Genomic DNA, 25934 nt, shown 5'->3' with positions numbered 1-25934 from the left:
CAATATAAAAAGTAAATTAGCAGCAATACTATGAATTCATTGGATAGCACCAAGGAGCGAGAGCTAACCAGTGTCGATAACAGGGAACAGTTGATCGGTATGATTTACCGTGCGGCGGCAGAACCTGAATATTGGCCCGATTTGCTTGAGCACCTATACATGATGCCAGAACTTCAAAGCACAGAAGATCATGGCCACTCAGACTCCTCTTCGGCACAATTAAGCCAAATGCTCGATGCGGTATCTCCGCAACTATCGATGGCTAAGAACCAATACTCCGAACGGAACCAGATTTTACTTGAACACTTTAACCAAGCATTAAATATCGCAAAGCGTATTTACCAGCTTGAAGAAAAAAACCATTCGCTTAACTCTTTGCTCGACCACATTCCGGTTGGGGTAATTTTGGTGAATGCTAAAAGTGAAATTTTGCTCACCAACGAACTAGCAGAAGAAACCCTGCAGCTCGGCCAAGGACTATACCAACGTAATAAGAACTTGGTAACTCAGCAAAGTGAATCAACTGACTTACTTAATCAATATGTAGAAGAGCTGTCTTCACTGGGACCTAACGAATCCAGCAGCCGGGGTTTACCGATCCAAATTGGTCAAGAAACAGATGTACAAACCATGGTAATTCTTAGCCCGGTAAACCATCTGCAAAACCCCAGTTTAGAGCGAAATGCCAGTGTGGTGGTGTTTATCTCCCCTTCTCGCCCCGATGTAGAGCTTGATTTAGCCGCCTTTGCCGACGGTTACAACTTAACCCCAAAAGAAGCGCGCATCGTTAATTATATTGCGCAAGGTATGTCTCCACCTGACATTGCTGACAAAATTTTTGTTAGTTACAACACCGTGCGTACCCAGCTTAAATCAGTATTCAAGAAAACCAACGTTAGTAGCCAAAGCGAATTAGCTAGTTTGGTGCTAACTGGACCTTGGGGAATGCTATCGCAAAGTAGCCGCCACTTTGACTTTACCGAAGCCCACGACCTTAACGCACGCTACTTTACTTTGCCCGACCAACGTAAGCTGTGTTACCAAGAATACGGTAGTCCAAAGGGCAAACCGGTGGTTTATTGCCACAGTATTTTAGGTAGTCGCTTAGAAAACTTTTTTGATGATGTTGATTTAGCAAAACACCTAGGATTGCGCTTAATCAGCATCGACCGGCCCGGGTTTGGTGGTTCTGACTACTGCGAAAACTACGGCTTTGTAAATTGGTCAAAAGACTTAGCGGCGCTACTCGACCATTTAGAGCTAGAGCAGGTCCAGTTACTTGGCTATGCCACAGGAGGCGTTTACGCAGCCTGCTGCGCAGCCACCATTCCTGAGCGGATCAGCAACATGACAATTGTGAGCTCAGGTGATGCCCTCACCTACGACAGTGATTACGAGGCCACTGCCAAGCTATATCGCATGCACATGAAGCTGGCTCGTGACTTCCCGAGTATGCATCGCCTGTTTACTAATATTCTTGATAAGGGCTTGCACAAAGACCCTAACAAATTATTTAAGGTATTAGCCCGCGATCTAGAAGGTGCCGATGTTGAGTTATTTGAGAGCCCACAATTTAGGGAAAAGTTTGGCCGCTATTTAAAAGAATCAAAGATCCAAGGCGGTAATGCTTTTTCTGATGAGGTTCGTCAAGTAATGTCACCTTGGGGCTTTAACATTGAAGATGTTAAAGTTGCTACGCAGCTATTTCATGGCGAGCAAGACAGGCATATTCCATTAGTGCTTGCCGAGCGCTTTATCGAGCGCGCAGCCAACGCTAAGCTCACTGTCGTTCCTGAACAAGGTCATTACATGATTTATCGACAGTGGCCTGAAATACTAAAAAGTGTTGCAAGTAACTAAGTTGCTAGCTCTACTCTCAAAAAAGGCGGCCAATGGCCGCCTTTTTAATTAACTGTCTAAGCGCTCGAAACGCCGAATAACAGCTCGCTTAGATTTTAACTCGTTGCAGCTATTACAAAAATAATCTACTGCACCGCAGGCCTTTAGCTTTTCAAGCTCGGCATCGCATTTATCGCAATGCACACGCTGCGAAAACATATGGTGGCAGGCGCCACACAACCAGTGGTCATGTTCGTGTTGTAACTGTCCGTCACACTCTGGGCAAGCAACTTCAATTGTCATAGTATTCCTCTACGATTTTTTGTACTTACTTACATTTTGCATTTTTTTACGACGGCGTTCTTGAGCCATGGTAAGTTTTGACTTCTTATCTGAGAATGGATTCTCACCTTCTTTAAACTCTACGCGAATTGGCGTACCCATAATCTCTAGGGCTTTGCGGTAATAATTCATTAAATAGCGCTTATAAGAGTCTGGTAAAGAATTAACCTGATTACCATGTACAACGATGCGAGGTGGATTATAGCCGCCAGCGTGGGCATAACGTAATTTAACCCTACGACCGCGCACTAAAGGCGGCTGATGGTCGTCTTGAGCCATCTGCATAATCTTGGTTAACATAGAGGTAGAAACGCGCTTAGTGGCGCTTGCGTAAGCCTCCTGAACCGATTCATAAAGGTGGCCAACGCCAGTACCATGTAGCGCTGAAATAAAGTGAACGCGTGCAAAGTCAATAAAGCCCAAACGTCTATCCAGTTCAGTTTTAATCCGCTCTTTATGTTCGTTGTCTAAACCATCCCATTTATTAACGGCAAGCACTAAGGCGCGACCGGCATTCAACACAAAACCAAGCAAACTTAAATCTTGATCTGAAATGCCGTCTTTTGCGTCGATTACCAGCATCACCACATTAGCGTCTTCAATTGCTTTAAGGGTTTTAATAACCGAGAACTTTTCTACTGTTTCTGTCACCTTACCGCGCTTACGTACCCCTGCTGTATCAATCAAGATGTAATCTTGATCTTCTCGCTGCATCGGGATGTAAATACTGTCTCTGGTGGTACCTGGCATGTCGTACACCACTACTCGGTCTTCACCCAGAATCCGGTTAGTCAGCGTAGATTTACCCACGTTGGGGCGGCCAACAATGGCCAGTTTAATTGGAAGGTCTGCAAACTTCTGCGCTAACTCATCAAGCTCTGACTCGGTCATTTCTTGCGTATCAGCTTGCTCTAACTCTGGCTCATCCGCTTGATTCTCAGCCTGCTCAGTAACAAAGGGACGCAGAGCTTCTTCTAATAACATGTTTACGCCGCGGCCATGGGCAGCAGCAATTTGATGAACTTCACCTATCGCCAAGGCATAAAACTCGCCACAGGCGGTATCGGCATCAATGCCGTCAGTTTTATTGGCTACCAAGAAAACTTTCTTTTCTTGTTTACGCAAATGATGGGCAATCGCCTCATCAGCAATGGTCATTCCAGCACGCGCATCTACCAAGAACAGAACAGCATCGGCTTCTTCAATAGCTTGCAAAGACTGCTGTGCCATCATTGCGTCGATACCCTCTTCATCGCCATCAATACCGCCGGTATCAATAACAATAAATTCTTGCTCCGCGACTTTAGCTTGACCATATTTACGGTCACGAGTCAGTCCTGGGAAATCAGCGACTAAGGCATCCCTGCTGCGTGTAAGGCGGTTAAATAAAGTAGATTTGCCAACATTTGGGCGTCCCACTAAGGCGACAACAGGAAGCATAAGGGCCTCATTTTCTAGAATACATGACATGACAAAGGCTCATGGTTAATTCACCATGAGCCTTTTGTACACAATTATAACAACTTAACTGCGATCTAGCGCAATTAACTTACCACTTCGTGTTTGAAGGATAATTTTGTCGGAGGTTACCACAGGCGCAACATATAAGCCGCTTTTATCTACTAACATTTTGCTAGCAAACTCGCCGGTTTCACGATCAAGCCAATATAAGTAGCCCTCACTGTCACCCACTAATACCTTATTTCCATCTACTGCGGGTGCAGTAACGATACGGTAAGACAAAGCACCTTGGGTCCATTTCTCTATGCCGTTGTTGCGCTCAATGCTATATACATTGTCGCTAACGTCAGTAACAAATAAGTTTAAACCCGAAGAAGCTATATTCTGATAGGCAGAGTAACTACGTTTCCAGTCTTCTTCACCACTGCGTAAATTAACCGAAATAAGGTTTCCGTTGTAAGCAACCGCATAGAGCTGAGAGCCAATCAAGGCTGGTTTACTATCCACATCTACAATTCGGTCAATCTCAGTAGAACCTTTAGGCTGGGCTAACTTTGTTTCAAACAGCAATTGACCACTTTCTAAAAGATACAGGCCAATTTTACCGTCACTACGACCTAAAATTATCGCGCCGTTAGAAATAATAGGTGGCGCTTTGCTGCGCAACGACAGTGCTGGCTGGTCAATTTTAATATCCCACTTTTGCTCACCAGAGTGAGCATCTAATGCAACCAAATGGCCATTACTGGTGATAACTACCACCAAACTGTCTTCTACAGCAGGAGCCGCTAGCACTTCACCAGCCACTTCAGCCTGCCAAACTATTTCACCGGTTTCTGCATTTAACGCAAATACGTCGGCATTTTCGGTGCCTAAATATATACGGCGATACGCAGCAGTTAAGCCACCAGAAACACGTGCGTTAGGGGTATTACCCGAGAAGCGATTGTTACTTTCAACTCTAGATAAATCTTGGTCCCACAAGCGCTTACCGTCTAAATCAAAGGCACGCACTTGACCATAGCGGGCAGCGGCAAACACAGAATCGTAGGCGATAACTGGCGACAGCGCCGAGAAGTAATCATCAACTCCTTTACCTACGCGGGTTTCCCACTGTTTGCCTACTGTAAACTGGTTTTCAAACTCAGGCACCGGGGCCATTTGCACAACATCTTCTTCAGAGTTGAACAAAGAACACGCCGACAAGCCAACGAGCAAACAAGCTAAGCTAGCAGCACGCCAAGCTTTAACCATTAGCAGCCTCAACTTCAGTTAAATCATTAAGTTTTAGGTTAACACTAGGGTCTTGCTCTGCTGCACCAGCAGCCACTGCCGCTTGATAGGCTTGACGAGCTAATGCTTGCTCACCCTGTTGCAAGTAAATATCACCTTTAATTAGTTCAACGGTTGCCACTAAAGCAGGCTCAGTAACTTTATCTAGGCTGGCTAAGGCATTATCAAATTCGGCTAATTGAGCTTGTACACGAGCGAGTCGAGTATAGATCATGCCTTTAAGCTCTTCGGGCGCACCTTCAAGCGCTAGATTAAGCTGAGTTTGCGCCTGAGCATAATCTTCTTTAACCACTAGTTCTTTTGCTAACAATAATGATGCAAATACTGAATAGTTTTTGTCACCTTGGTTAGCTGCTACAAAATTTGCTAAAGGAGTTAACTCTTCATTATTTGTAGCTAGTTGACTAACCACTTGTTGAAAAGCATCTGAAGCCGCTTCCTTTTGCTCAATTTGGTATTCGCCAAAATAGCGCCAGCCAAATACAGCAGCTAAACCTAGTACCGAACCGCCAATAACTGATGTTCCGTTTTTCTTCCACCAGTCTTTGATGGCTTGAACTTGCTGTTCCTCGGTGGAATAAATGTCCACAGCGTCTCCTTAACTAAACTAATACGGTATTAAGCAAAGCAACTAACTCTGATTGAGCGATGCACTGCTGTTGAATATCTTCGCGTAGGTACTTTACAGTAACCTGCTGGTTGGCTAATTCATCTTCACCGATGATCAATGCCACTTTAGCGCCTGACTTATCAGCTCGCTTAAATTGTTTTTTAAAGTTTCCGCCACCACAGTGACTCATAACCCGAACAGAGGGTAACGCATCTCGCAATTGTTCGGCTAACGAAAATGCTGCGCCAAGTGTTCCTTCTCCGGCATTGATCACATAAACATCGGCACTTGATGGTAAATCACCCAGTAACTCGAGTGTTTCCAGCAATAGAACTAAACGCTCCATGCCCATGGCAAAACCAACAGCAGGCGTTGCTTTGCCGCCCAATTGCTCTACCAAACCATCGTAACGGCCGCCAGCACATACAGTACCTTGTGAACCTAAGCTTGATGTTACCCACTCAAACACAGTGCGGTTATAGTAATCAAGACCTCGAACCAAACGCGGGTTTAGCTCATAAGCAATACCTGCGTTATCTAGCAGCGCACATAGTTGCTCGAAGTGATCTTTACTTTCTTGGTCTAGGTATTCACTAAGGCTAGGTGCGTCAACTAACACCGCTTGCACCTCAGGATTTTTACTGTCGAGAACACGCAAAGGGTTATTGTACATGCGACGTTTTGCGTCTTCGTCTAAGGCTTCTTTATGCTGCTCTAAGTAAGCAATTAAAGCATCACGGTAGTTAGCTCGAGCTTCATTTGAACCTAAGCTGTTAAGCTGCAAAGTAACGTGGTTCTCTAAACCAAAGGCTTTCCAAAAGCGCGCAGACAAAATAATTACTTCAGCATCGATATCGGCGCTGGCAATACCAAAAGACTCAACGCCTACTTGATGAAACTGGCGATAACGACCTTTTTGTGGGCGTTCATGGCGGAACATTGGCCCCATGTACCACAAACGCTGCTCTTGGTTGTACAACAAACCTGCTTGGTTGCCTGCACGTACACAACAGGCTGTGCCTTCAGGTCGCAAGGTTAAGCTATCACCATTGCGATCTTCAAAGGTATACATTTCTTTTTCTACGATATCGGTCACTTCACCGATAGAGCGCTTAAACAAATCAGTGCTTTCTACAATCGGCATTCTTATTTCATTGTAACCGTAGGCTGCCACCACCTCTCGAATTACTGATTCTACCTTCTGCCAAGCGGGAGTATCACTTGGTAGGCAATCATTCATGCCACGTATTGCTTGTATTTGTTTAGCCACATTAATCTCGAATAAAACAGGTCAATAATTATTAAAGGCCCTCGATTATAGGGCCTTTAAGCAAAGAGGTAAATTTAAATGCAGATTAGCTTTCGGTAATGTCTTTAATCGCGATACGCGAGCGGATTTTCGCTTCTAAAGCATCTACTAAGTCGTCATTATCGAAACGCTCTTTTTGGCGCACGCCATCTTGATAAAAGCCGCTTTTTTTGTTGCCACCGGTAATGCCTAAATCAGAGATAAGCGCTTCACCTGGGCCATTTACCACACAGCCGATAATGGATACATCCATTGGCTCTACTATGTCTTCTAAACGCTGCTCGAGAGCGTTAACCGTTGAAATAACATCAAACTCTTGGCGAGAACAGCTTGGGCAAGCAATAAAGTTAATACCGCGAGAGCGAATGCGAAGAGACTTAAGAATATCAAAACCTACTTTGATTTCTTCAACGGGATCGGCTGCTAAAGAGACACGCAAGGTATCGCCGATACCTTGTGATAACAACATACCTAAGCCAACTGCCGATTTAACCGAGCCACTGCGTAAACCGCCTGCCTCTGTAATACCAAGATGTAACGGTTGATCAATTCGGCTAGCCAATCCTTGATAAGCGCCTACGGCAAGGAAAACATCAGAGGCTTTTACACTCACTTTAAACTGGTCGAAGTTCAAGCGATCGAGTATATCCACATGACGCATCGCAGACTCAACTAAGGCTTCTGGCGTGGGTTCGCCGTACTTCTCCTGCAAATCTTTTTCTAAGGAACCACCATTCACACCAATACGAATGGGGATGTTGCGCTCACGTGCAGCATCCACTACCGAGCGAATGCGTTGCTCGTTACCAATATTACCTGGGTTAATACGTAGACAATCTGCGCCATACTCCGCCACTTTTAAAGCAATACGGTAATCGAAATGAATATCAGCCACTACAGGAATCGATACCTGCTGCTTAATTTGTTTGAAGGCTTCGGCAGCATCCATGGTTGGCACGGAAACGCGGACAATATCGCCACCCACTGCAGCAATTCGGTTTATTTGCTCAACCGTTGCAGCTACATCAGTCGTACGTGTATTGGTCATAGACTGCACAGTGATGGGCGCGTCTCCGCCCACTGGCACATTACCCACCATAATTTGTGTTGATTTACGGCGTTTAATCGGAGTTGGTTGATTCATAATAATCGAAAGATCTTAATTGTTTGGTATTTGCATTCGCACAACTTTACCGCGTGTAAATGACGATAAGTCGATTGATTCTTGTCCGTAACTTACACTCACGCCTGCGTTGGTGCCAAGCACGATACTATAGGGAGAAGGACCAGTTACAGAGAGTGATTGGCCGGGCTGTTTAATGTCTGCCACCAAGCGTTTGCCAGTGGCATCTCTAATCTCTACCCAACACTCATTTTCAAAACTCATGTTTAAGGCAGTTAAAGCTGCCACTTGGTTCACTTCTAATTCTGGCTCAGGCTCAGGCTTAGGCTCAGGATCTGGACTGTTTATTACATTGGGCTCCGATGCTTGCGAAGCAGGCTCATTTGACGCTGATTCAGTAGCTGGCTCTAGAGCCGTTTGAGACTCAACTTTTGGTTCAGCATCAATCTCATTGTTAGCTTCTACCACAGGCTCTGAAACAGGCTCTACTGGTTGTGCCGATGGCACCTCGGGAGCTTCAACAGTGCTTAGCACTTGAACATTTTCAGCACTAGGTTCTGGAATTACATCAACTTCGGGCTCGCTGGTCGGCTCTAGAATTCGGCTTTCTGAACTAGCGGGGCTGGCCTGACTAAAATCTACTTGTTGGCTCTTTTCTTGCCACCACCAAATCACCAGCAAAACAACAATGCCAAGGCCCACTAAGTAGGTAAACTTCATCAAGCGACTGTCATGAGTCTCTTGCTTTATCCGCCCAGAAAAACTCTGCATCTCTGTGCGTTGTTCATGGGCATCGTGCAAATGGGTGTAGCTAGAAAGCACTAGGTCTTCAGAAAGATTCAACAAACGCGCATAAGCACGCAAGTAACCTTTGATAAAAGTACTCGATAAACCACTATCGAAGCTATCGCCTTCTATATCTTTGATTACTTGCAAACGCAGTTTCAAACGTTCAGCAACTTGAGCTTGACTTAGCTTGGCGGCAACACGTGCTTCTTGCAGCATTTGCCCAGGGCTAACCACTTCAATGTCTTCACTTAGCTCTGTTTGCTCTGATTCGGCTTTAGTAGTCATTAGCGATGTATCGTTTAGTTTGTTCAGATTTAGGGAACTGCTGTTGTAAGGTTAAGCCCCAACGTGCTTCTTCAGCAAAGTTGTCGGCTGCACTTTCTAAGCGAACCCAAGCAAAGGCGCTTTCCGCCGTAGTTTCAGCCATACTATCATACCGTTGCAGATATAATCGGGCTTGCTCGGGTTTATTTTTTTGTAGGTAAACCTCAGTGGCTCCAAGCAAAGAAGCAGGGCGGCGAATGTTATAGGCTAAGGCACTGGTAAAGTAATCTAAGGCTTTATCCAAGTCGCCAGCAGTTAAAGCACATAAACCCGCGTTCTCATTGGTTCCCGCTACTTGAACGTACTCTGGATTAGCCAAAGCTTGCTTAAATAACTCTTCGGCTTGGTCATATTCTTTCTGCTTACACAGCATCACGCCGTAGTTATTAAGTACATCGCCATTGCGTGGCGCTATAGACTTAGCACGTTTATAAGCATCTAGGGCTCGCTCAGGCTGGCGAACACTTTGGTAGAAGTGGGCTTGGGCGATGTAAACATCAACTAGATTAGGCGCTAACTCTTGCGCTAGCTCCAAATTACGTTTTGCTTGTTCTGCATCGCCAGCTTCTAAATAACGCAGCGCTAAGCTAATTCGGGTTTTAGCGGCAGCGTCTTTATTAAGCTGTTTATCTTTATTGTTTACTTCTTGGCCATTTACACGGGTTTCGGTTACACAACCAGAAACCAAAAATACCACCAAAAACAAGTACAACCAGCGTTTCATATCCGTCCTTCGATAAGGTTAGTTATTGAATTGTGACTGAAATTTCTTGCTGTTGCATCCGTTTTTTCATGGTTCTTTTGGTTCTGTCGACAACGTCACCTGCTAACTGTCCACAAGCCGCATCAATGTCATCACCACGGGTTTTACGAACCACTACTGTTGAGCCATATTCCATCAATACCTTACTAAAACGGTCAACGCGGCTATTACTCGGTTTGGTAAACGGCGAACCTGGGTAAGGGTTAAATGGAATTAAGTTAATTTTGCATGGGGTATCGCGTAAAACTTCCGCTAATTCATGCGCTTGCTCCATAGAGTCATTAACGCCATTGAGTAATACATACTCAACCGTTACCTTGCCTCTATTGGCGTTTGATTTATCGATATAACGTTTTACACCAGCCAAAAATGCTTCGATGTTGTATTTATCGTTGATCGGCATGATTTCACTACGCAGCTTATCGTTAGGAGCGTGCAGCGAAATAGCTAACGCCACATCGAGCTTATCACCTAATTTATCTAAAGCAGGCACCACACCAGAGGTACTTACCGTTACGCGACGCTTGCTCAGGCCATAGCCGTTATCGTCTAGCATTAATTCTAAGGCTGGGATCAGGTTGTTTAGGTTTAGCAAAGGTTCACCCATGCCCATCATTACTACATTGGTAATTGGTCGTTTTCCTTCGATGCCTTTGTGGCCAATCACTTGAGCTGCTCGCCAAACTTGACCAATGATATCAGACACTTTTAAGTTACGGTTGAAACCCTGTTGGCCAGTAGAGCAGAAGGTACATTCCAGCGCGCAGCCAACTTGTGAAGACACACACAATGTCGCGCGGTCACCCTCAGGAATATAAACGGTTTCGATCTCTTGGCCAGCCACTAACATCGCCCATTTAATGGTGCCATCTGCACTGCGTTGCTCAGTGCTAATTTCTGGTGCGCGCACTTCAGCCAAACGCTTAAGCTTTTCGCGTAAGGCTTTATTGATATTGTTCATTTGGTCGAAGTCATCAACACCAAAGTGATAAATCCACTTCATTACCTGATCGGCACGAAATGGTTTTTCGCCTATATCGGCAAAAAACTGACGTAAACCCGCTCGATTAAAATCAAGTAAATTTGTTTTTGTTTCACTCATCGCTTAACTCCACGATCGACCAAATAAAAAAAGCGCCGAATTGTACAAATAATAACAGCAGAAAGCCAGTTAATCTCTGTACTCGGCGCCAATTGGCAGCTAATAAGTTTTTAACTATTAAGCTGCATTTGCCAAAGAAGCTTTTGCCCCGTTTGACTTATCTAGGACAAATCTCATTGTCTTCAAAGAAATAGGCGATTTCTCTCGACGCTGACTGTGGTGAATCAGAGCCGTGAGTGCCATTTGGTGGCATGCCTGATCCAAAGTCATGACGTAAGGTACCAGCAGCGGCTTCTGCCGGATTAGTCGCACCCAATAACTCACGGTAACGCTGCACCGCATTCTCAGCTTCAAGCACTTGCACCATGATCGGTCCAGATGTCATAAACTCAATCAGCGGTGGGTAAAATGGTTTACCCTCATGTTCTGCATAAAAGCCTGCAGCTTGTTCTTGCGATAAATGCACCATTTTGGCTGCAACAATACGTAAACCGGCAGACTCCATACGCGCATAAATTGCACCAATTGCGTCTTTCGCCACCACATCGGGTTTAAGTATAGAAAAAGTACGTTCTAAGGCCATTAACTAGCTCCATCTAAAATTTGGTGAATATCACTCTTTGATATTGTAAGTGAATGATAAGTTAGCTCAACTCAGTTAACAACCGTGAAATGGTGCGAATACCATGCCCCTTTGCCCCAGTTGCCCAAAGTGCATTACCAGATTTTTGATAAGAGCCAGACATATCAAAATGCAGCCAGTTTTCTTCTGCATTTTCAACAAAATGGGCTAAGAAAGCTGCAGCAGTGGATGCGCCGGCCATGCCCTCGCCTGAAGAAATATTGGCAATATCAGCAAAGCTAGAGCCAATCTGTCCTTTGTGGAAAGGTTCTAAGGGCAGAGGCCAAGCTTTTTCCTGCTCCTGTTTGGCGGCTTGTAAGGCTTGGTGAACCAACTCATCATCAAAGCCAAACACTGCATTGTAGTCGCGACCTAAAGCCATTTTAGCTGCGCCCGTTAAGGTAGCTGCATCGATAATAACTTGAGGCTTCTGCTCACTAGCGGCAATTAAACCATCAGCTAACACCAAGCGACCTTCTGCGTCAGTGTTAAGCACTTCTACCGTAACACCATTTTTGTAAGTAATTACGTCGCCCAGCTTGTAAGCTTCTCCCGAAACCATGTTCTCGGCGCAACACAAATATAGTTTCACACGTTTGTTTAAGCCGTTAGCAATTGCTAAACCTAAACCTCCAGTAACCGTGGCAGCGCCCCCCATGTCGCTTTTCATGATTGACATGCCGTCGGAAGGCTTGAGGCTATAACCGCCTGAGTCAAAGGTAATACCTTTACCTACTAGGGCTACGGCCACAGGCTCGTCTGGGTTTCCACTAGGATTAAAATCTAACTGCAACATCGCTGGTGCTTGGGTGCTCCCCTTGCCCACCTGATAAGTCCCTACCCAGCCTTGTTCCAGTAAATCTTCACCAAAGATAATCTCATAAGAAACATGTTCCGGAGATAAACCACTTAAGAAGCTCGCTGCAGATTCACATAGAGTTTGGGGGTAAATAGCTGCTGGACCAAGATTAATCGTTTTACGTGTCCAATCAGCAGCAGACTTAAGCGCATCAAAACGCTGCTGGTCAGCATCACTTAGTACCACTACATCTAATTGGTTATCTTGTTTGGCGTTGTAATAACCTTGATAGAAAGCCCAGCATGCTTCTACATCCCAGCTATCGCCAATAAAAGAGAGGTGCTTTAGGCCTTGCGCATCTAATTTTCGGCCGGCTTTTTGAATATCTTGAAGGCGGGCTACGCCTTCAGAATTGATATGAATATTAACTTGGTTGGCTTCAAAGCTAACTAAGGTATTTTGGCCCCATTGAGCAGCGGCAGGTTTGGCGCATAAAACTAGATCCATAACGGCGGTCATCAATACTTCCTCATTTGAGTAATCGACAACGAGCCCTTGGAACTTAGTCTAGTTCATCCATCCAGGCTAAAATAATTGCTTCCAAAATGCGCTCGTTGCTGTGCTGTGGGTCATCGTCAAAATCATCCAACTGACAAACCCATTGGTGTAAGTCGGTAAACCGAACTTGCTTAGGATCTTGCTCTGGAAATTGCTCGGCCAGTTCTATCGCTATTTGCTCAACATCTATCCAACGCAACCCCATCAGCCTATTCCTTAATGTTGTTCAGACACCATATTAATGGTGTATTTAGGAATTTCCACCACTAAGTCTTCATCGCTTACCATTGCTTGGCAACCTAAACGAGACTCGGGCTCCAAACCCCAGGCTTTGTCTAGCATATCGTCTTCTAGCTCATCGCTTTCTTCAAGCGAATCAAAGCCTTCACGAACAATTACGTGACAGGTAGTACAAGCGCAAGATTTTTCACAAGCGTGCTCAATGTCGATACCTTCGCGCAAGGCAACATCCAATACGCTTTCACCTTGTTTTGCTTCTACTACTGAGCCTTCAGGACATAAGTCCTCGTTAGGCAAGAAAATCACTTTAGGCATCTTAAATCCTATCTACTTGCTGGCCCCTTAGGGCTTGTTTAATGGAATCATCCATTCGCCTTGCGGCAAAATCTTGACTGATACTGTCTAAATGTTTAATGGCTTGCTCTATCTCTGAAACAGAGTCACCTTCGGCCATAGCTTGTAATTGCTGCATGGCTTGTTCAATGCCAAGACGCTCTTCATCTTGCAGCAAACGTTCGCCACTCTCGACTAATGCAGCACTCATATCTTCAATGAATCGAGCTGCTTCGACTTGTTGCTCACGCAACATGCGCATAGTGACATCATGTTTAGCATTGGTGATGGAGTCTTTAAGCATTCTTGCCACTTCTTCATCGGCTAAGCCATAAGAAGGTTTGACCTCAACAGACGATTGCACTCCAGTTGATTTTTCCATCGCAGTAACCGATAACAAACCATCGGCATCCACTTGGAATGTGACTCGAATATGCGCGGCACCTGCAGCTAAAGGTGGAATGCCTTTTAGTGCAAATTTAGCCAAAGAGCGGCAATCATCTACTAATTCGCGTTCACCTTGTACCGCATGAATCGCCATTGCTGTTTGACCGTCTTTAAACGTCGTAAACTCTTGGGCTCGAGCAACCGGGATAGTGGTATTGCGTGGAATAACTTTTTCGACCAAGCCTCCCATTGTCTCAATACCTAGAGAGAGAGGTGTAACATCAAGCAATAACAGCTCACCATCTTTTTTGTTCCCCACCAAAGTGTCAGCCTGAATGGCTGCACCAATCGCAACAACTTGGTCAGGATCAATGTTAGTTAAAGGCTGCTTATCAAAAAAGTTCGCTACGTCGCTACGCACTTTTGGCACCCTGGTAGAACCGCCAACCATAACTACATTGTTAACATCTTCTAGCTCTACTTCGGCGTCACGTAAAGCGCGGCGACAGGCGCGAATAGTGCGCTTAACCAAGCTTTCAATGAGGCTATCGAATAACTCGCGGCTAATGCTGCCCTGCCATTTAACACCGTCAATATCCAAATTGATATTGGTACTTTCTTGGTCAGTTAAGGCTACTTTAACTTGATTGGCTATGCGTGATAATTCGCGCTGTAACTGGGCAGAACGCACTCCACTGACTTGCGCTTGTTCGGCTATCCACGCAACTAAAGCATCATCAAAGTCATCACCACCTAGAGCAGAATCTCCACCCGTGGCTAGTACTTGAAATACACCTTTAGATAAACGCAGGATGGAGATATCAAAGGTACCACCACCTAAATCATAAATCGCGATTACGCCTTCATCACCACTATCTAATCCATAAGCAATAGCCGCAGCTGTCGGTTCATTAAGTAAACGCAGTACATGTAAACCAGCTAATTGAGCCGCATCTTTGGTGCCTTGGCGCTGTGCGTCATCAAAGTATGCAGGCACAGTAATAACCACGCCATCAGGCTCACCTTGTAATGACTCTTCAGCTCTCGCTGCTAAACTTTTTAAAATTTCAGCAGAAACTTGAATAGGATTAACATCGCCCGCTACTGTTTGAATATGCGGGGTTTTAGCATCACTAAAGTTATAGGGAAACAGTTCACGGTCTATATCTGCGCTATCTTTGCCTAATAAACGCTTCACCGAGGTAATGGTGTTATGAGGATCGGTAACCGCTTGTGCTTTAGCTAACTTACCAACTTCTACACCATCTTTGTGATAGCGAACCACCGAAGGAAGTAAAGTATCACCGCTATGATCGGCCAAAGTAACGGCTTTGCCGCTACGTACAGTTGCAACCAAAGAGTTAGTGGTACCTAAATCGATACCTACAGCCAGTTTATGTTGGTGAGGAACAGCCGATTGCCCAGGCTCTGCTATTTGTAGTAATGCCATATAGATTAGTAATCTAAAATTTTCTCTTCAAGTTGAAGCAGCTGCTGTTGCAGGCGTGCATAGAATTTGAGTTTGCGAACATCGTCTGCAGCTTGCTCAAAATTTTGTTCATTGTAGGCTTTTTCAAAGCTTGAGCTCAAGTCGCTTCGTTGCCGCTTCAATAACCTTGAGAAGTTATCAATAGCGTCTTCAGGATCGGCTGCATGCTCTATTTCAGCCAATTGCTCCCTCAACTCCATTTGACTCATCAAGAAGGCAACGTCGTTGATGGTTTGCTGTTCGCCTCCAAGCTCTAAACCTTGCAAACTTAATAAGTATTGCGCTCGGCTAAGAGGGTCTTTCAGCGTTTGATAAGCATCGTTGATTTGCGCAGCTTTTTGCATCACTTGAGCCTGGCGTTCACTAGACTCAGCAGCAAAATTATCGGGATGGTATTGTTGTTGCAGCTCTCTGTAGCTATCAGCTAAACCATTTAGGTCTAGCTGATAAGACGGAAGTAGAGAGAATAACTCAAAATGATTCATAGCGTGTTCCATTTAAACGCTAAAGCTCTCTCCACAACCACATTCGCCATTTACGTTAGGGTTGTTAAATACAAAGCCTTCGTTCAAACCTTCTTTAACAAAGTCTAATTCAGTGCCATCGATGTAAAGTAAGCTTTTCTCATCAACGATGACATTTACACCGTGGCTTTCAAATACTTTGTCGTCTTCAGCTAATTGGTCTACAAACTCCAAAATATAAGCCATGCCCGAACACCCAGAGGTTTTTACCCCTAGGCGCACGCCAGTGCCCGCGCCTCGGTTGTTCAAAAATTGACTTACATGTGTTGCTGCAGCTTCAGTTAGTGATACAGCCATGGTGGCTCCTTAAATCTACTACGCGTTTTTCTTTTTGTAATCAGCAATGGCGGCTTTAATGGCATCTTCTGCCAAAATTGAACAGTGAATCTTCACTGGCGGCAAGGCTAATTCTTCAGCAATATCGGTATTTTTAAGCGCTTGAGCTTCGTCTAAACTCTTACCTTTAACCCACTCGGTAACCAGTGAGCTAGACGCAATTGCAGAACCACAACCGTAAGTTTTGAAACGAGCGTCTTCAATCACACCCTCGTCGCTTACTTTAAGTTGTAACTTCATCACATCACCACAAGCTGGTGCTCCCACCATACCGGTGCCAATGTGGCTATCATCTTTATCTTCGAAAGCGCCAACGTTACGCGGGTTTTCGTAATGATCAATTACTTTTTCACTATAAGCCATGATATCTCTCCAAATCCGTTATTTTTAATACTTAGTGGTGTGCCCACTCAACCTGGCTGAGGTCTACGCCGTCTTTAAACATGTCCCAAAGTGGAGACATTTCGCGGAGTCGGCCAATACCTTCGTTAATCACTTTAACTGCGTAATCGATTTCTTCTTCAGTAGTGAAACGGCCAAAAGAGAAACGAATAGAACTGTGTGCAAGTTCGTCATCTAAGCCTAGTGCGCGAAGTACATACGACGGCTCCAAGCTTGCAGACGTACACGCAGAACCTGATGAAACGGCTAAATCTTTAAGCGCCATTATCAATGACTCACCTTCAACATACGCAAAGCTCACATTTAAGTTAGCCACTACACGTTGCTCAAAGTCACCGTTTACATAGGTTTCTTCAATATCTTTAATGCCTGCCCAAAAGCGGTCACGTAAAGCGCGAATGTGCTCGTTATCTTTTGCCATATCTTGTTTAGCAATAGCAAAGGCTTCACCCATTCCAACAATTTGGTGAGTAGGTAAGGTACCAGAACGCATTCCACGCTCATGGCCACCGCCATGTACTTGCGCTTCTAGGCGAATACGTGGCTTACGTTGCACGTACAGAGCACCAATACCTTTTGGCCCGTAAACCTTATGTGCTGAGAAAGACATCATATCTACAGGAAGCTCTTGAAGATCGATCTCAACTTTACCTGCGCTTTGTGCCGCATCAACGTGGAACAAAATTTTACGAGAGCGACATAACTCGCCAATCGCTTTAATGTCTTGGATTACGCCAATTTCGTTGTTCACGTGCATGATAGACACAAGAACCGTATCTTCACGTAATGCTTCGGTTAAGGTCTCAAGGCTTATAACACCGTTGCTTTCTGGGTCTAAATAAGTCACTTCGTAACCTTCTCGCTCTAATTGGCGACAAGTATCTAGCACAGCTTTGTGCTCAGTTTTACACGTGATGATGTGCTTACCTTTTTTATTGTAAAAGTGAGCAGCACCCTTAATAGCAAGGTTGTTTGATTCTGTAGCACCCGAGGTAAATACGATTTCACGTGGGTCAGCATTTACTAGGTCAGCAATTTGGTTGCGGGCAATATCTACAGCTTCTTCTGCTTGCCAGCCAAAACGGTGTGAACGTGAAGCAGGGTTACCGTAAATACCATCTACGCTAAGGTATTGCATCATCTTTTCAGCAACCCGAGGGTCAACAGGAGTGGTTGCTGAATAATCAAGATAAATTGGTAATTTCATTAAAGTTCTCCGTTACTACTCGGCGAAAGCGAGCGTCATAAACTAATTTGTATCGTGTTGTTATCAACGTGCTGAAGTTGGTCTTGATTATGCGCTACATTAACAATTTGTCGCTCACGCATTAAGCCACCCAAGCTTATGTTATCTAAGAAGTCGGCGATTCTTTCACTTAAGTCATTCCACAATGAGTGGGTAAGACAAGGTTTGCCGCCTTGGCAATCTGCAGAACCATGACAACGTGTTGCATCAATCGACTCATCAACAGCGTGGATCACCATGCCTACTGCAATATCATCAGCGTCCATACCTAGGCGATATCCGCCACCGGGGCCGCGCACGCTGGTTACCAAGCCATGTTTACGTAATTTTGAAAACAGCTGCTCTAAATAAGACAAAGAAATACCTTGTCGCTCAGAAATGTCAGCTAAAGAGACCGGCCCTTCTTCCATATGAAGAGCAACATCTAACATCGCTGTAACTGCGTAGCGTCCCTTAGAAGTTAAGCGCATATCAAACCTATATTTTCCCGTGAACTTGGTCACAATCTTTCCATACCCTAGTAATTTAGTCAAGTATAAAACCTACTAAATTAGTCAGGTTTATTTTTCAGGTTTGGAAATATGCTTATCAAAAGAAGTTAAAATGCCACGCATTACATTAAGCTCTTGTTTTTCCATACGAATACGGTTGAACATTCGTCGTACTTTTTCCATTACTTTGCCCGGGTGTGGCTTGATGATAAAACCCGAGTCAGCAATAGACTGCTCAAAATGCTGATAAAAACGTTCTAAATCATCGGCATGAGGGTAATCCTCAGGAGCAGCTTCCGGGTGTGTGTTTTGCTGGTCTAAAAATGCCATACGCACTTCGTAGCTTAATAGCTGAACAGCCATTGCTAAGTTTAGCGAACTATATTCGGGGTTAGCAGGTACACAAACGTGATAATGGCATTGCTGTAACTCTGGGTTGTTTAAACCACTGCTCTCACGACCGAACACAATAGCTACTTTACCCTGCTGGGCCTCTGCGGCAAGTTTAACGCCGGCTTCTCGCCCATCAACCATCGGCCAATCTAAAGTTCGAGAACGGGCACTGGCGCCAATAACTAGCTGACAGTCTGCAACTGCTTCTGATAACTCTGAGACAATTGTGGTACCACCCAGCACATCCGATGCACCGGCCGATAACGCAACTGACTTACCATCAATCTCAGCTTCTGGAGCTACCAAGCACAAATCGCTAATTCCCATGGTTTTCATTGCTCTGGCTGCAGAGCCAATATTGCCACTATGACTAGTGCCAACTAAAACCACTCGAACATTTTCCAACATTACTTTTACTTCACCCTAAATTTGATGCGCGGGATTGTAACATAGCCATAGCCTTAGCTACTAGATTGGAAAAAGTTTATATGGAGTGCCTATAATCAATTGTGTTTGTTTTTGGTTTTCCCTATAATCCGGCGGTTATTTTATGTTCTTTCTACAAATTGGTGGTAATTCATGCATGCTATGCTAAACATTGCGATTCGCGCTGCGCGAAATGCAGGTAAGGTCGTAACTCAAGCTTACGAACAGTTAGATAAAGTTGAAGCGACAACAAAAGGCGCTAACGACTACGTAACTAATGTTGATAAAGCCGCTGAGAAAAGCATTATCGACACCATTCAAAACGCTTTCCCAGATCACTCTTTTATTGGTGAAGAAAGTGGCTTAACAGCTGGCAAGGATGATGAATATCAATGGGTGATAGACCCATTGGATGGAACCACCAATTTTATCAAAGGTATTCCTCACTTCTCTATCTCTATCGCATTACGCGTTCGAGGGAAAACAGAGCATGGTGTGATTTACGATCCTCTTCGCAATGAGTTATTTGCTGCTTCACGCGGCAAAGGCGCGCAATTAAACGGTTACCGTTTACGTGTTACTAAAGCTAAAGATTTAGAAGGCACACTAATTGGCACCGGCTTCCCATTCAAACGCAAACACTACATGGACAGCTATTTAGCCATGTTCGGAGCAATCTTTGCTGAGTGTGGAGACATGCGCCGTGCTGGTTCTGCCGCTTTAGATTTAGCCTATGTAGCCGCTGGTCGTTTAGACGGTTTCTTTGAATTAAACTTGAAGCCTTGGGACATCGCAGCAGGTGAACTAATTGCTCGCGAAGCAGGTGCCATTGTTACAGACTTTAGCGGCAACACAGATTTCTACCAAAGTGGAAATGTTGTATGTGCAAACCCTAAAGTACTAAAACATATGTTATCTACAATTCGTCCGCATTTAACGGATGCAATTAAAGCTTAATAAAATTAAGCAGAAACAACTTAAAGCGGGCACTGCCCGCTTTATTTTTGTCTTTAAGACCACTATTTTATAAATAGACACCATATTTAGGATGTATTTATGAGATTGCTACCTCTACTGCTTCTGCTGATAGGCGCTTATGCAAACGCCGCTAACTTAACCCAACAGACAATAGACAACTGGTTTGAAGCGAGCAAAATGCTTAAACCAATTGTTGAAAAAATCGAAGAAGAAAACACATTAGAAGAAGTAGAAAACCCTAGCGAGTTAGCCGAACAGATGGTTCTTCAGCTCAATCAAAGTGCTTATGCTAACGAAGTGAAACAAGTATTAGATAAATACAACTTAGACCTAGAGAACTGGGCAGCAACTACCGAGCAAGTAATATTTGCTATCTTGGCCGTTAATTTAGAAGAATATAAACCGCAGCTTGAAGTCTACGAGAACATGAAGCAACAGTTGTTAGATAACCCCGAGCTATCGGCTGAACAGAAACAACAACTGTTGGAATCATTCGAAATCGGCGACCAATGGTTTACCCAACTGCAATCTGTGCCACAAAGTGACATAGATCTAATAGCGCCTCAAGTATCAAAAATTAGCCAAGAACTAGGCTGGGAATTTGATACTAATTAGCACCTAAATCGAAGCTATCAGAACCTAATTCAGCCCGCTCTAGTTGTAGCTCTAAAAACGCGATGCGCTTGGCAAACTCGCCTAACAGCGCATCCTTTATTTTTAGTAACTCAAGCATTGGCGTGGGCTCTCGCCACTCTGGATAGTCACCTTTAGCTTCGGCTTGATGAAAAGCCTGCTCGGCCTCAAGCTGGTCAAAAAAGTAATAGGTATTTTCGGCAATATCAAAAGCGTAAATAGTTGGGTTAACCTGGTCAGTCATCTTTTTATGCGCCTTCTAACGGGTAGCCCGCTTCCTTCCAGCCACGGATCCCACCATCCATAGAAATCACATTGGTGTACCCCATCTTCACCAAATTATCGGCGCTTAATGCAGAGCGAAAACCACCACCACAGTAGATCACTATCATAGTGTCTAAATCTGGGATAAGCGTTTCTACATCACGCTCCATTACCCCACGCCCCATATACTTGGCATTTGGAATACGGCTTTTTTGCCATTCATCTTGTTCACGATTATCAATCAAGATGAATGCTAAACCTTGTTCTAACCATTGATTAACCTGGTGCACATCGCATTCTTTAATACGGCTGCGACAATCGTCAACCAACGCTAAGAATCGAGGGTTATGGGCCATTGCGTTTTCTCCTTAACAACAAAAAACCCGCCGAAGCGGGTTTAGATAATTATGCGATAGGGTCCTGGTCGGCACCTTCTTTCTCTTCGATTTCTTTGGGCATAAAGTCTTCTTTCTTAATGCCTAAGTACAATGCCAGCGTACTAGCAACGTAAATAGAAGAGTGAGTACCAATGAATACACCAAACAATAAAGCCGTAGCAAAGTTGTGAATCAACTCACCACCCAACATGAACAATGATACAAGTACCATGATGGTGGTTAACGAGGTCACAATTGTACGGTTAAAGGTTTGAGTTAAAGAAACATCGATAATTTCTTCAGGGTCGCCTTTGCGTAACTTACGGAAGTTTTCCCTGATCCTATCAGATACAACAATGGTATCGTTCAAGGAGTAACCGACTACGGTTAACAGCGCGGCAATAACGGTAAGATCAAACTCTAACTGTAATAGTGAGAACAAACCTAAGGTTGCTACTACGTCGTGAGCCAAAGCTAGCACCGCACCTAATGCCATTCGCCATTCAAAGCGCATTGCAACATACAGCAAGATACAGCCAAGAGCGGCAATAATAGCTAAGCCCCCCTGCTCTGCTAACTCTTTACCTACCGTTGGGCCTACGTACTCAATACGGCGCATTTCTACATCAGAATCTACTTCACTACGAAGCAAACCCATGATGCTGTCACCTAAATGTTGGCTATCAATTCCTTCACGCGGCATCATGCGCAACAATACTTGGGTTTGAGAACCAAAGTATTGTGCAACGATATCAGGGTAACCATTGTTGCCCATCACTTCGCGCACTTCTGTAAGATCAGCCGCTTGAGAGAATTCAACTTCAATCAAGGTACCGCCAGTAAAGTCGAGACCCCAATTGATTTTGTTAATCGCTAAGCTAGCTACCGAAGCCACCATCAGCAAAACAGTAAACCAAATAAATGGTTTGCGGTGCGACATGAAGCGCACGGTGCCTTTTGGTCTAAATAAATAAAACACGTCGTAGCTCCTAGATAGACAACTTGTCTATTTTCTTACCACCCCATACCCAGTTAACAATTACACGGGTACCTACAATGGCAGTGAACATAGATGTTGCAATACCAATCGCTAGCGTCACAGCAAAGCCTTTTACAGCGCCAGTACCAATCGCGAAAAGAATCAACGCAGTGATAAAGGTAGTGATGTTAGCATCAGAAATCGTTGAAAGTGCGTTGCTATAACCGTAGTGAATTGCTTGTTGAGGGCTGCGGCCGTCGTTTAGCTCTTCACGAATACGCTCAAAGATAAGCACGTTAGCATCAACCGCCATACCAACGGTTAGTACAATACCCGCCATACCCGGTAAGGTTAAGGTAGCACCAGGAATCATCGACATTACGCCAATAATGACCCCTACATTTGCAATCAAAGCAAAGTTAGCCACCAAGCCAAACTTACGGTAGTAAATAGGCATAAAGACTAATAATGCTAATAAGCCAACCACAATCGCCATGAAGCCTTTATCAATGTTGTCTTGACCAAGGCTTGGGCCAACAGTACGTTCTTCAACAATTTGAATCGGCGCAATCAACGCACCAGCACGTAAAAGTAGCGCTAAGTTTTGTGCTTCTGCAGGAGAGTCAATACCAGTAATTCGGAAACTACGACCAAGGCGCGATTGAATCGTAGCAACGTTAATCACTTCCTCTTGACGCTCTAGAATAGTTTTACCTTCAGCGTCTTTATTGCCAGTAGGTTTGTACTCAATGAATAAAGTCGCCATTGATTGGCCAACATTATCTTTAGTGAAGGCAGCCATTTTGCTACCACCTTGACTATCAAGGCTAATGTTAACCTGCGGACGACTGTACTCATCAAAACCCGACTGTGCACCAACGATGTGGTCACCGGTTAAGATAACTTGGTTACGCAATACTACCGGCGAGCCATCAACACGTTTTGCGAGTTGAGAACCAGGAGGCACTCGGCCAGCGGCTGCATCGCGCACATCAGCGTCGGTATTTACCATTCTAAATTCAAGAGTAGCGGTTGCACCCAAAATTTCTTTGGCACGTGCGGTGTCTTGAACACCTGGTAATTGCACCACAATACGCTCAGAACCCTGTCGCTGTACCTGTGGCTCAGCAACACCTAACTCATTTACCCGGTTACGGATAATGGTAATGTTTTGCTGCAGCGCATACTCGCGAGTTTCTTTTAGCTTCTCATCAGTCATTTTAGCGCTAAGACGGAATTGGTCGCCTTGGCTAGCATCACTGAATTGGTATTCATTGTATTTGCGGTCTAAAAAGCTAATGGCTTTATCTAGGGTGGCTTCGTCACGAAAACGAACTACCACAGAATCGCCTTGCGCTCTTACCCCAGCATAACGCAGTTTTTCTTCACGTAAGTCGCTTCGAAAATCTTGAATCATGCCTTCTTGGGCTTTACTGATTGCGGCATCCATATCCACTTCCATTAAGAAGTGCACACCACCACGTAAGTCCAAACCAAGTTTAAGCGGGCCCGCACCGATGGCGTCTAACCAACCAGGCGTTGCTGGAGCAAGGTTTAACGCAACGATGTAATCGTCGCCTAATAAATCATGTAAGAGGCTTTTTACTTTAAGTTGGTCAGCATCGTTACGTAAACGCACTAAGGCTAAACCATCTTCAAAGGCAACAGAGCGAAAGTCGATAGACTGCTCTGTGAGGAAGTTGCGAATCTCGTCTAATTGGGCCAGCTCTACTTGAGCGCCCCGAGTGCCAGACACTTGTACTGCAGGATCCTCACCGTACAAGTTTGGCGTGGCGTAAAGAAAGCCGATGGCAATCACAGCGATTACCATCAGGTTCTTCCACCAAGGGTATCTATTTAACAAAATCTTATCCCTAGTGACCGAATAGCTACTATAGCGACTTCAGCGTGCCCTTTGGCAATACCGCTGATACAAAGTCCTTTTTAAGCGTAACAGTGGTGTCATCGCTTAGGCTCAATTGGAAGTAGTCATTTTCATCTGAAATCTTGATGATTTTACCTACCAAGCCACCAGTGGTGAGTACTTCATCACCCTTAGACAATGAAGACATCAAATTCTTATGCTCTTTAACACGCTTAGATTGCGGGCGGTAAATCATGAAGTAGAAAATTACCGCGAAAATCACCATCATGAAAATTAATTCCATGCCGCCACCAGCAGGTGCCGCTGCACCGCCTTCTGCGTATGCTGGAGAAATAAATAAGCTCATTGTTACCCTCATTAAAAAATTAAAAACTTAAGATAATCTATACAACTACCTTATTAAATGGAGACAGAGCAAGCAAAAACAAGGCTTTGCTTGCTCAATCGGGCATTATTCCGCCAAAGGTGGGACTTCACGCCCCAACTTTGCGTAAAACTCTGCTACAAAATCGTCTAACTTACCGGCTGCAATTGCACCACGTAACCCTTCCATCAAGCGCTGATAGTGACGCAGGTTATGAATGGTATTCAAACGAGCGCCAAGGATTTCATTACACTTGTCTAAATGATGCAAGTAGGAACGAGAATAATTTTGACAGGTATAACAATCACACTCTTTATCCAGTGTATTTGTATCTTCACGGTGGCGCGCATTGCGAATTTTAATCACCCCTTCACTAGTGAATAGGTGACCATTTCGCGCATTTCGAGTTGGCATTACACAATCGAACATATCCACGCCTCGGCGCACACCTTCAACCAGATCTTCAGGTTTACCAACACCCATTAAGTACCTTGGTTTATCTTCAGGTACTTTATGCGCCACATAATCAAGTATGCGGTGCATATCTTCTTTAGGTTCGCCAACCGCTAAACCGCCAATCGCATAACCATCAAAACCAATGTTAGTTAGGCCTTCCAAGGACACATCACGTAAATGCTCGTAAACACCGCCTTGAATAATACCAAACAAGGCATTTTTGTTTTCCAACTCATCGTGACGCTGACGTGAGCGCGCTGCCCAACGCAAGGACATTTGCATCGACTTATCCGCTTCTTCTTCAGTAGCAGGGTAAGGCGTACACTCATCAAAAATCATCACTACGTCGGAGCCCAAATCATTTTGGATCTCCATAGATTTTTCTGGTGTTAAGAAGATTTTATCGCCGTTTACTGGGTTGCGAAAATGTACGCCTTCCTCAGTAATATTGCGAATATCGCCCAGGCTAAATACTTGGAAACCGCCGGAGTCAGTAAGAATAGGTCCTTGCCAGTTCATAAAATCATGTAAATCACCGTGAGCTTTCATCACTTCTTGGCCTGGGCGAAGCCACAGGTGGAAGGTATTACCTAGTAATATCTCAGCACCCGTTGCACTTACTTCTTCTGGAGTCATGCCTTTTACAGTTCCGTAAGTACCCACAGGCATAAACGCAGGGGTTTCTACTGTGCCACGTTCAAACACTAAACGGCCGCGACGTGCTTTACCGTCTTGTGCCAATAATTCATATTTCATAACTTACCTCAGATCGGAAAAACAGTCCGATTCAGATTGCT

The 25934-nt window shown here is 44.5% G+C and carries 29 protein-coding genes; 3 read left to right on the top strand and 26 right to left on the bottom strand.

Going from position 1 to position 25934, the window contains the following annotated elements:
• Window positions 1-30 precede the first annotated feature (30 nt).
• Window positions 31-1860 (top strand): bifunctional helix-turn-helix transcriptional regulator/alpha/beta hydrolase, encoded by a 1830-nt coding sequence (locus ACYFDN_RS13675; protein ID WP_338621701.1) that lies wholly within the window; start codon window positions 31-33, stop codon window positions 1858-1860.
• A gap of 48 nt (window positions 1861-1908) precedes the next feature.
• Here ACYFDN_RS13675 and ACYFDN_RS13670 read toward each other — a convergent pair whose 3' ends face one another.
• From ACYFDN_RS13670 to trmJ, 20 genes are all read right to left on the bottom strand, one after another.
• Window positions 1909-2142 (bottom strand): zinc ribbon domain-containing protein, encoded by a 234-nt coding sequence (locus ACYFDN_RS13670; RefSeq protein ID WP_483511569.1) that lies wholly within the window; start codon window positions 2140-2142, stop codon window positions 1909-1911.
• Window positions 2143-2151: 9 nt separating this feature from the next.
• A complete protein-coding gene (der, locus tag ACYFDN_RS13665) occupies window positions 2152-3621 on the bottom strand; it encodes a ribosome biogenesis GTPase Der (RefSeq protein WP_338621702.1) in 1470 nt (489 codons plus the stop codon).
• Between the two features lie 84 nt (window positions 3622-3705).
• The gene (gene bamB, locus ACYFDN_RS13660; RefSeq protein ID WP_483511568.1) at window positions 3706-4896 is read right to left on the bottom strand and encodes an outer membrane protein assembly factor BamB; all 1191 of its coding nucleotides are present in this window, start codon (window positions 4894-4896) and stop codon (window positions 3706-3708) included.
• Window positions 4889-5524 (bottom strand): YfgM family protein, encoded by a 636-nt coding sequence (locus ACYFDN_RS13655; protein WP_016401222.1) that lies wholly within the window; start codon window positions 5522-5524, stop codon window positions 4889-4891. Before ACYFDN_RS13655 ends, bamB begins: the two co-directional genes overlap by 8 nt.
• A 13-nt stretch (window positions 5525-5537) precedes the next feature.
• Window positions 5538-6815 carry a histidine--tRNA ligase gene (gene hisS, locus ACYFDN_RS13650; protein ID WP_221077465.1) on the bottom strand — a complete coding sequence of 426 codons (1278 nt, stop codon included), beginning with the start codon at window positions 6813-6815 and terminating at the stop codon, window positions 5538-5540.
• An 85-nt stretch (window positions 6816-6900) separates the two neighbouring features.
• Entirely contained in the window at window positions 6901-7998 is a 1098-nt protein-coding gene (ispG, locus tag ACYFDN_RS13645; protein ID WP_016401225.1) for a flavodoxin-dependent (E)-4-hydroxy-3-methylbut-2-enyl-diphosphate synthase, read from the bottom strand.
• Between the two features lie 15 nt (window positions 7999-8013).
• Window positions 8014-9051 carry a RodZ domain-containing protein gene (locus ACYFDN_RS13640; protein ID WP_483511566.1) on the bottom strand — a complete coding sequence of 346 codons (1038 nt, stop codon included), beginning with the start codon at window positions 9049-9051 and terminating at the stop codon, window positions 8014-8016.
• On the bottom strand, window positions 9041-9814 hold the full coding sequence (pilW, locus tag ACYFDN_RS13635) for a type IV pilus biogenesis/stability protein PilW (RefSeq protein ID WP_016401227.1): 774 nt from the start codon (window positions 9812-9814) through the stop codon (window positions 9041-9043). The genes ACYFDN_RS13640 and pilW overlap by 11 nt, the downstream gene beginning before the upstream one ends.
• A 22-nt stretch (window positions 9815-9836) precedes the next feature.
• Window positions 9837-10955, bottom strand: coding sequence for a dual-specificity RNA methyltransferase RlmN (rlmN, locus tag ACYFDN_RS13630; protein WP_483511565.1), 1119 nt, complete (start codon window positions 10953-10955; stop codon window positions 9837-9839).
• A 157-nt stretch (window positions 10956-11112) separates the two neighbouring features.
• Window positions 11113-11538, bottom strand: coding sequence for a nucleoside-diphosphate kinase (gene ndk, locus ACYFDN_RS13625; protein ID WP_483511564.1), 426 nt, complete (start codon window positions 11536-11538; stop codon window positions 11113-11115).
• Window positions 11539-11599: 61 nt separating this feature from the next.
• Entirely contained in the window at window positions 11600-12895 is a 1296-nt protein-coding gene (pepB, locus tag ACYFDN_RS13620) for an aminopeptidase PepB (RefSeq protein ID WP_483511563.1), read from the bottom strand.
• Between the two features lie 43 nt (window positions 12896-12938).
• Window positions 12939-13139, bottom strand: a complete 201-nt coding sequence (iscX, locus tag ACYFDN_RS13615) for a Fe-S cluster assembly protein IscX (RefSeq protein WP_016401231.1) — start codon at window positions 13137-13139, stop codon at window positions 12939-12941.
• Window positions 13140-13150: 11 nt separating this feature from the next.
• Window positions 13151-13489, bottom strand: coding sequence for an ISC system 2Fe-2S type ferredoxin (fdx, locus tag ACYFDN_RS13610; protein WP_016401232.1), 339 nt, complete (start codon window positions 13487-13489; stop codon window positions 13151-13153).
• Between the two features lies 1 nt (window position 13490).
• Window positions 13491-15344 (bottom strand): Fe-S protein assembly chaperone HscA, encoded by a 1854-nt coding sequence (hscA, locus tag ACYFDN_RS13605; RefSeq protein ID WP_483511562.1) that lies wholly within the window; start codon window positions 15342-15344, stop codon window positions 13491-13493.
• Between the two features lie 5 nt (window positions 15345-15349).
• Window positions 15350-15868, bottom strand: a complete 519-nt coding sequence (hscB, locus tag ACYFDN_RS13600; RefSeq protein WP_016401234.1) for a co-chaperone HscB — start codon at window positions 15866-15868, stop codon at window positions 15350-15352.
• Between the two features lie 12 nt (window positions 15869-15880).
• A complete protein-coding gene (iscA, locus tag ACYFDN_RS13595) occupies window positions 15881-16204 on the bottom strand; it encodes an iron-sulfur cluster assembly protein IscA (protein WP_016401235.1) in 324 nt (107 codons plus the stop codon).
• Window positions 16205-16222: 18 nt separating this feature from the next.
• The gene (gene iscU / locus ACYFDN_RS13590) at window positions 16223-16606 is read right to left on the bottom strand and encodes a Fe-S cluster assembly scaffold IscU (RefSeq protein WP_016401236.1); all 384 of its coding nucleotides are present in this window, start codon (window positions 16604-16606) and stop codon (window positions 16223-16225) included.
• A gap of 31 nt (window positions 16607-16637) precedes the next feature.
• Entirely contained in the window at window positions 16638-17852 is a 1215-nt protein-coding gene (locus ACYFDN_RS13585) for an IscS subfamily cysteine desulfurase (protein ID WP_016401237.1), read from the bottom strand.
• 35 nt (window positions 17853-17887) lie between these two features.
• On the bottom strand, window positions 17888-18361 hold the full coding sequence (gene iscR / locus ACYFDN_RS13580; RefSeq protein ID WP_016401238.1) for a Fe-S cluster assembly transcriptional regulator IscR: 474 nt from the start codon (window positions 18359-18361) through the stop codon (window positions 17888-17890).
• 90 nt (window positions 18362-18451) lie between these two features.
• Complete coding sequence (gene trmJ / locus ACYFDN_RS13575) at window positions 18452-19183, bottom strand: tRNA (cytosine(32)/uridine(32)-2'-O)-methyltransferase TrmJ (protein ID WP_483511561.1); 732 nt, start codon at window positions 19181-19183, stop codon at window positions 18452-18454.
• 171 nt (window positions 19184-19354) lie between these two features.
• On the opposite strand from trmJ, the gene suhB reads away from it, so the two are divergent.
• Both suhB and ACYFDN_RS13565 read left to right on the top strand, forming a co-directional pair.
• Window positions 19355-20158 (top strand): inositol-1-monophosphatase, encoded by an 804-nt coding sequence (suhB, locus tag ACYFDN_RS13570; protein ID WP_016401240.1) that lies wholly within the window; start codon window positions 19355-19357, stop codon window positions 20156-20158.
• A 99-nt stretch (window positions 20159-20257) separates the two neighbouring features.
• The gene (locus ACYFDN_RS13565) at window positions 20258-20794 is read left to right on the top strand and encodes a hypothetical protein (protein ID WP_338621710.1); all 537 of its coding nucleotides are present in this window, start codon (window positions 20258-20260) and stop codon (window positions 20792-20794) included.
• Here ACYFDN_RS13565 and ACYFDN_RS13560 read toward each other — a convergent pair.
• The 6 genes from ACYFDN_RS13560 to tgt form a co-directional block, all read right to left on the bottom strand.
• Window positions 20787-21056, bottom strand: coding sequence for a hypothetical protein (locus ACYFDN_RS13560; RefSeq protein ID WP_483511560.1), 270 nt, complete (start codon window positions 21054-21056; stop codon window positions 20787-20789). The genes ACYFDN_RS13565 and ACYFDN_RS13560 overlap by 8 nt on opposite strands.
• A 4-nt stretch (window positions 21057-21060) precedes the next feature.
• Complete coding sequence (locus tag ACYFDN_RS13555; protein WP_483511559.1) at window positions 21061-21432, bottom strand: rhodanese-like domain-containing protein; 372 nt, start codon at window positions 21430-21432, stop codon at window positions 21061-21063.
• A 49-nt stretch (window positions 21433-21481) separates the two neighbouring features.
• Window positions 21482-22432, bottom strand: coding sequence for a protein translocase subunit SecF (secF, locus tag ACYFDN_RS13550; RefSeq protein WP_016401244.1), 951 nt, complete (start codon window positions 22430-22432; stop codon window positions 21482-21484).
• A 10-nt stretch (window positions 22433-22442) separates the two neighbouring features.
• A complete protein-coding gene (gene secD, locus ACYFDN_RS13545; RefSeq protein WP_472590558.1) occupies window positions 22443-24296 on the bottom strand; it encodes a protein translocase subunit SecD in 1854 nt (617 codons plus the stop codon).
• A gap of 28 nt (window positions 24297-24324) precedes the next feature.
• Window positions 24325-24663, bottom strand: coding sequence for a preprotein translocase subunit YajC (yajC, locus tag ACYFDN_RS13540; protein ID WP_016401246.1), 339 nt, complete (start codon window positions 24661-24663; stop codon window positions 24325-24327).
• Between the two features lie 105 nt (window positions 24664-24768).
• Window positions 24769-25893, bottom strand: a complete 1125-nt coding sequence (gene tgt, locus ACYFDN_RS13535) for a tRNA guanosine(34) transglycosylase Tgt (protein ID WP_152779321.1) — start codon at window positions 25891-25893, stop codon at window positions 24769-24771.
• Window positions 25894-25934 lie beyond the last annotated feature (41 nt).

This window comes from Agarivorans sp. D1326 (genome assembly GCF_056958115.1).
This window is presented reverse-complemented; position numbering and strand designations above follow the sequence as displayed.

What these genes read in the sequence shown, in the direction of transcription:
- ACYFDN_RS13675 (WP_338621701.1), top strand. Translation starts at nt 31, where the DNA reads ATGAATTCATTGGATAGCACCAAGGAGCGAGAGCTAACCAGTGTCGAT.
- yajC (WP_016401246.1), bottom strand. Translation starts at nt 24,663, where the DNA reads ATGAGCTTATTTATTTCTCCAGCATACGCAGAAGGCGGTGCAGCGGCA.
- ACYFDN_RS13585 (WP_016401237.1), bottom strand. Translation starts at nt 17,852, where the DNA reads ATGAAATTACCAATTTATCTTGATTATTCAGCAACCACTCCTGTTGAC.
- tgt (WP_152779321.1), bottom strand. Translation starts at nt 25,893, where the DNA reads ATGAAATATGAATTATTGGCACAAGACGGTAAAGCACGTCGCGGCCGT.
- hscB (WP_016401234.1), bottom strand. Translation starts at nt 15,868, where the DNA reads ATGAATCATTTTGAGTTATTCTCTCTACTTCCGTCTTATCAGCTAGAC.
- ACYFDN_RS13640 (WP_483511566.1), bottom strand. Translation starts at nt 9,051, where the DNA reads ATGACTACTAAAGCCGAATCAGAGCAAACAGAGCTAAGTGAAGACATT.
- hscA (WP_483511562.1), bottom strand. Translation starts at nt 15,344, where the DNA reads ATGGCATTACTACAAATAGCAGAGCCTGGGCAATCGGCTGTTCCTCAC.
- pepB (WP_483511563.1), bottom strand. Translation starts at nt 12,895, where the DNA reads ATGACCGCCGTTATGGATCTAGTTTTATGCGCCAAACCTGCCGCTGCT.
- bamB (WP_483511568.1), bottom strand. Translation starts at nt 4,896, where the DNA reads ATGGTTAAAGCTTGGCGTGCTGCTAGCTTAGCTTGTTTGCTCGTTGGC.
- pilW (WP_016401227.1), bottom strand. Translation starts at nt 9,814, where the DNA reads ATGAAACGCTGGTTGTACTTGTTTTTGGTGGTATTTTTGGTTTCTGGT.
- ACYFDN_RS13555 (WP_483511559.1), bottom strand. Translation starts at nt 21,432, where the DNA reads ATGGCCCATAACCCTCGATTCTTAGCGTTGGTTGACGATTGTCGCAGC.
- ndk (WP_483511564.1), bottom strand. Translation starts at nt 11,538, where the DNA reads ATGGCCTTAGAACGTACTTTTTCTATACTTAAACCCGATGTGGTGGCG.
- iscA (WP_016401235.1), bottom strand. Translation starts at nt 16,204, where the DNA reads ATGGCTGTATCACTAACTGAAGCTGCAGCAACACATGTAAGTCAATTT.
- ispG (WP_016401225.1), bottom strand. Translation starts at nt 7,998, where the DNA reads ATGAATCAACCAACTCCGATTAAACGCCGTAAATCAACACAAATTATG.
- der (WP_338621702.1), bottom strand. Translation starts at nt 3,621, where the DNA reads ATGCTTCCTGTTGTCGCCTTAGTGGGACGCCCAAATGTTGGCAAATCT.
- ACYFDN_RS13560 (WP_483511560.1), bottom strand. Translation starts at nt 21,056, where the DNA reads ATGACTGACCAGGTTAACCCAACTATTTACGCTTTTGATATTGCCGAA.
- iscR (WP_016401238.1), bottom strand. Translation starts at nt 18,361, where the DNA reads ATGCGCTTAACTTCTAAGGGACGCTACGCAGTTACAGCGATGTTAGAT.
- fdx (WP_016401232.1), bottom strand. Translation starts at nt 13,489, where the DNA reads ATGCCTAAAGTGATTTTCTTGCCTAACGAGGACTTATGTCCTGAAGGC.
- ACYFDN_RS13670 (WP_483511569.1), bottom strand. Translation starts at nt 2,142, where the DNA reads ATGACAATTGAAGTTGCTTGCCCAGAGTGTGACGGACAGTTACAACAC.
- rlmN (WP_483511565.1), bottom strand. Translation starts at nt 10,955, where the DNA reads ATGAGTGAAACAAAAACAAATTTACTTGATTTTAATCGAGCGGGTTTA.
- iscU (WP_016401236.1), bottom strand. Translation starts at nt 16,606, where the DNA reads ATGGCTTATAGTGAAAAAGTAATTGATCATTACGAAAACCCGCGTAAC.
- suhB (WP_016401240.1), top strand. Translation starts at nt 19,355, where the DNA reads ATGCATGCTATGCTAAACATTGCGATTCGCGCTGCGCGAAATGCAGGT.
- trmJ (WP_483511561.1), bottom strand. Translation starts at nt 19,183, where the DNA reads ATGTTGGAAAATGTTCGAGTGGTTTTAGTTGGCACTAGTCATAGTGGC.
- ACYFDN_RS13565 (WP_338621710.1), top strand. Translation starts at nt 20,258, where the DNA reads ATGAGATTGCTACCTCTACTGCTTCTGCTGATAGGCGCTTATGCAAAC.
- iscX (WP_016401231.1), bottom strand. Translation starts at nt 13,139, where the DNA reads ATGGGGTTGCGTTGGATAGATGTTGAGCAAATAGCGATAGAACTGGCC.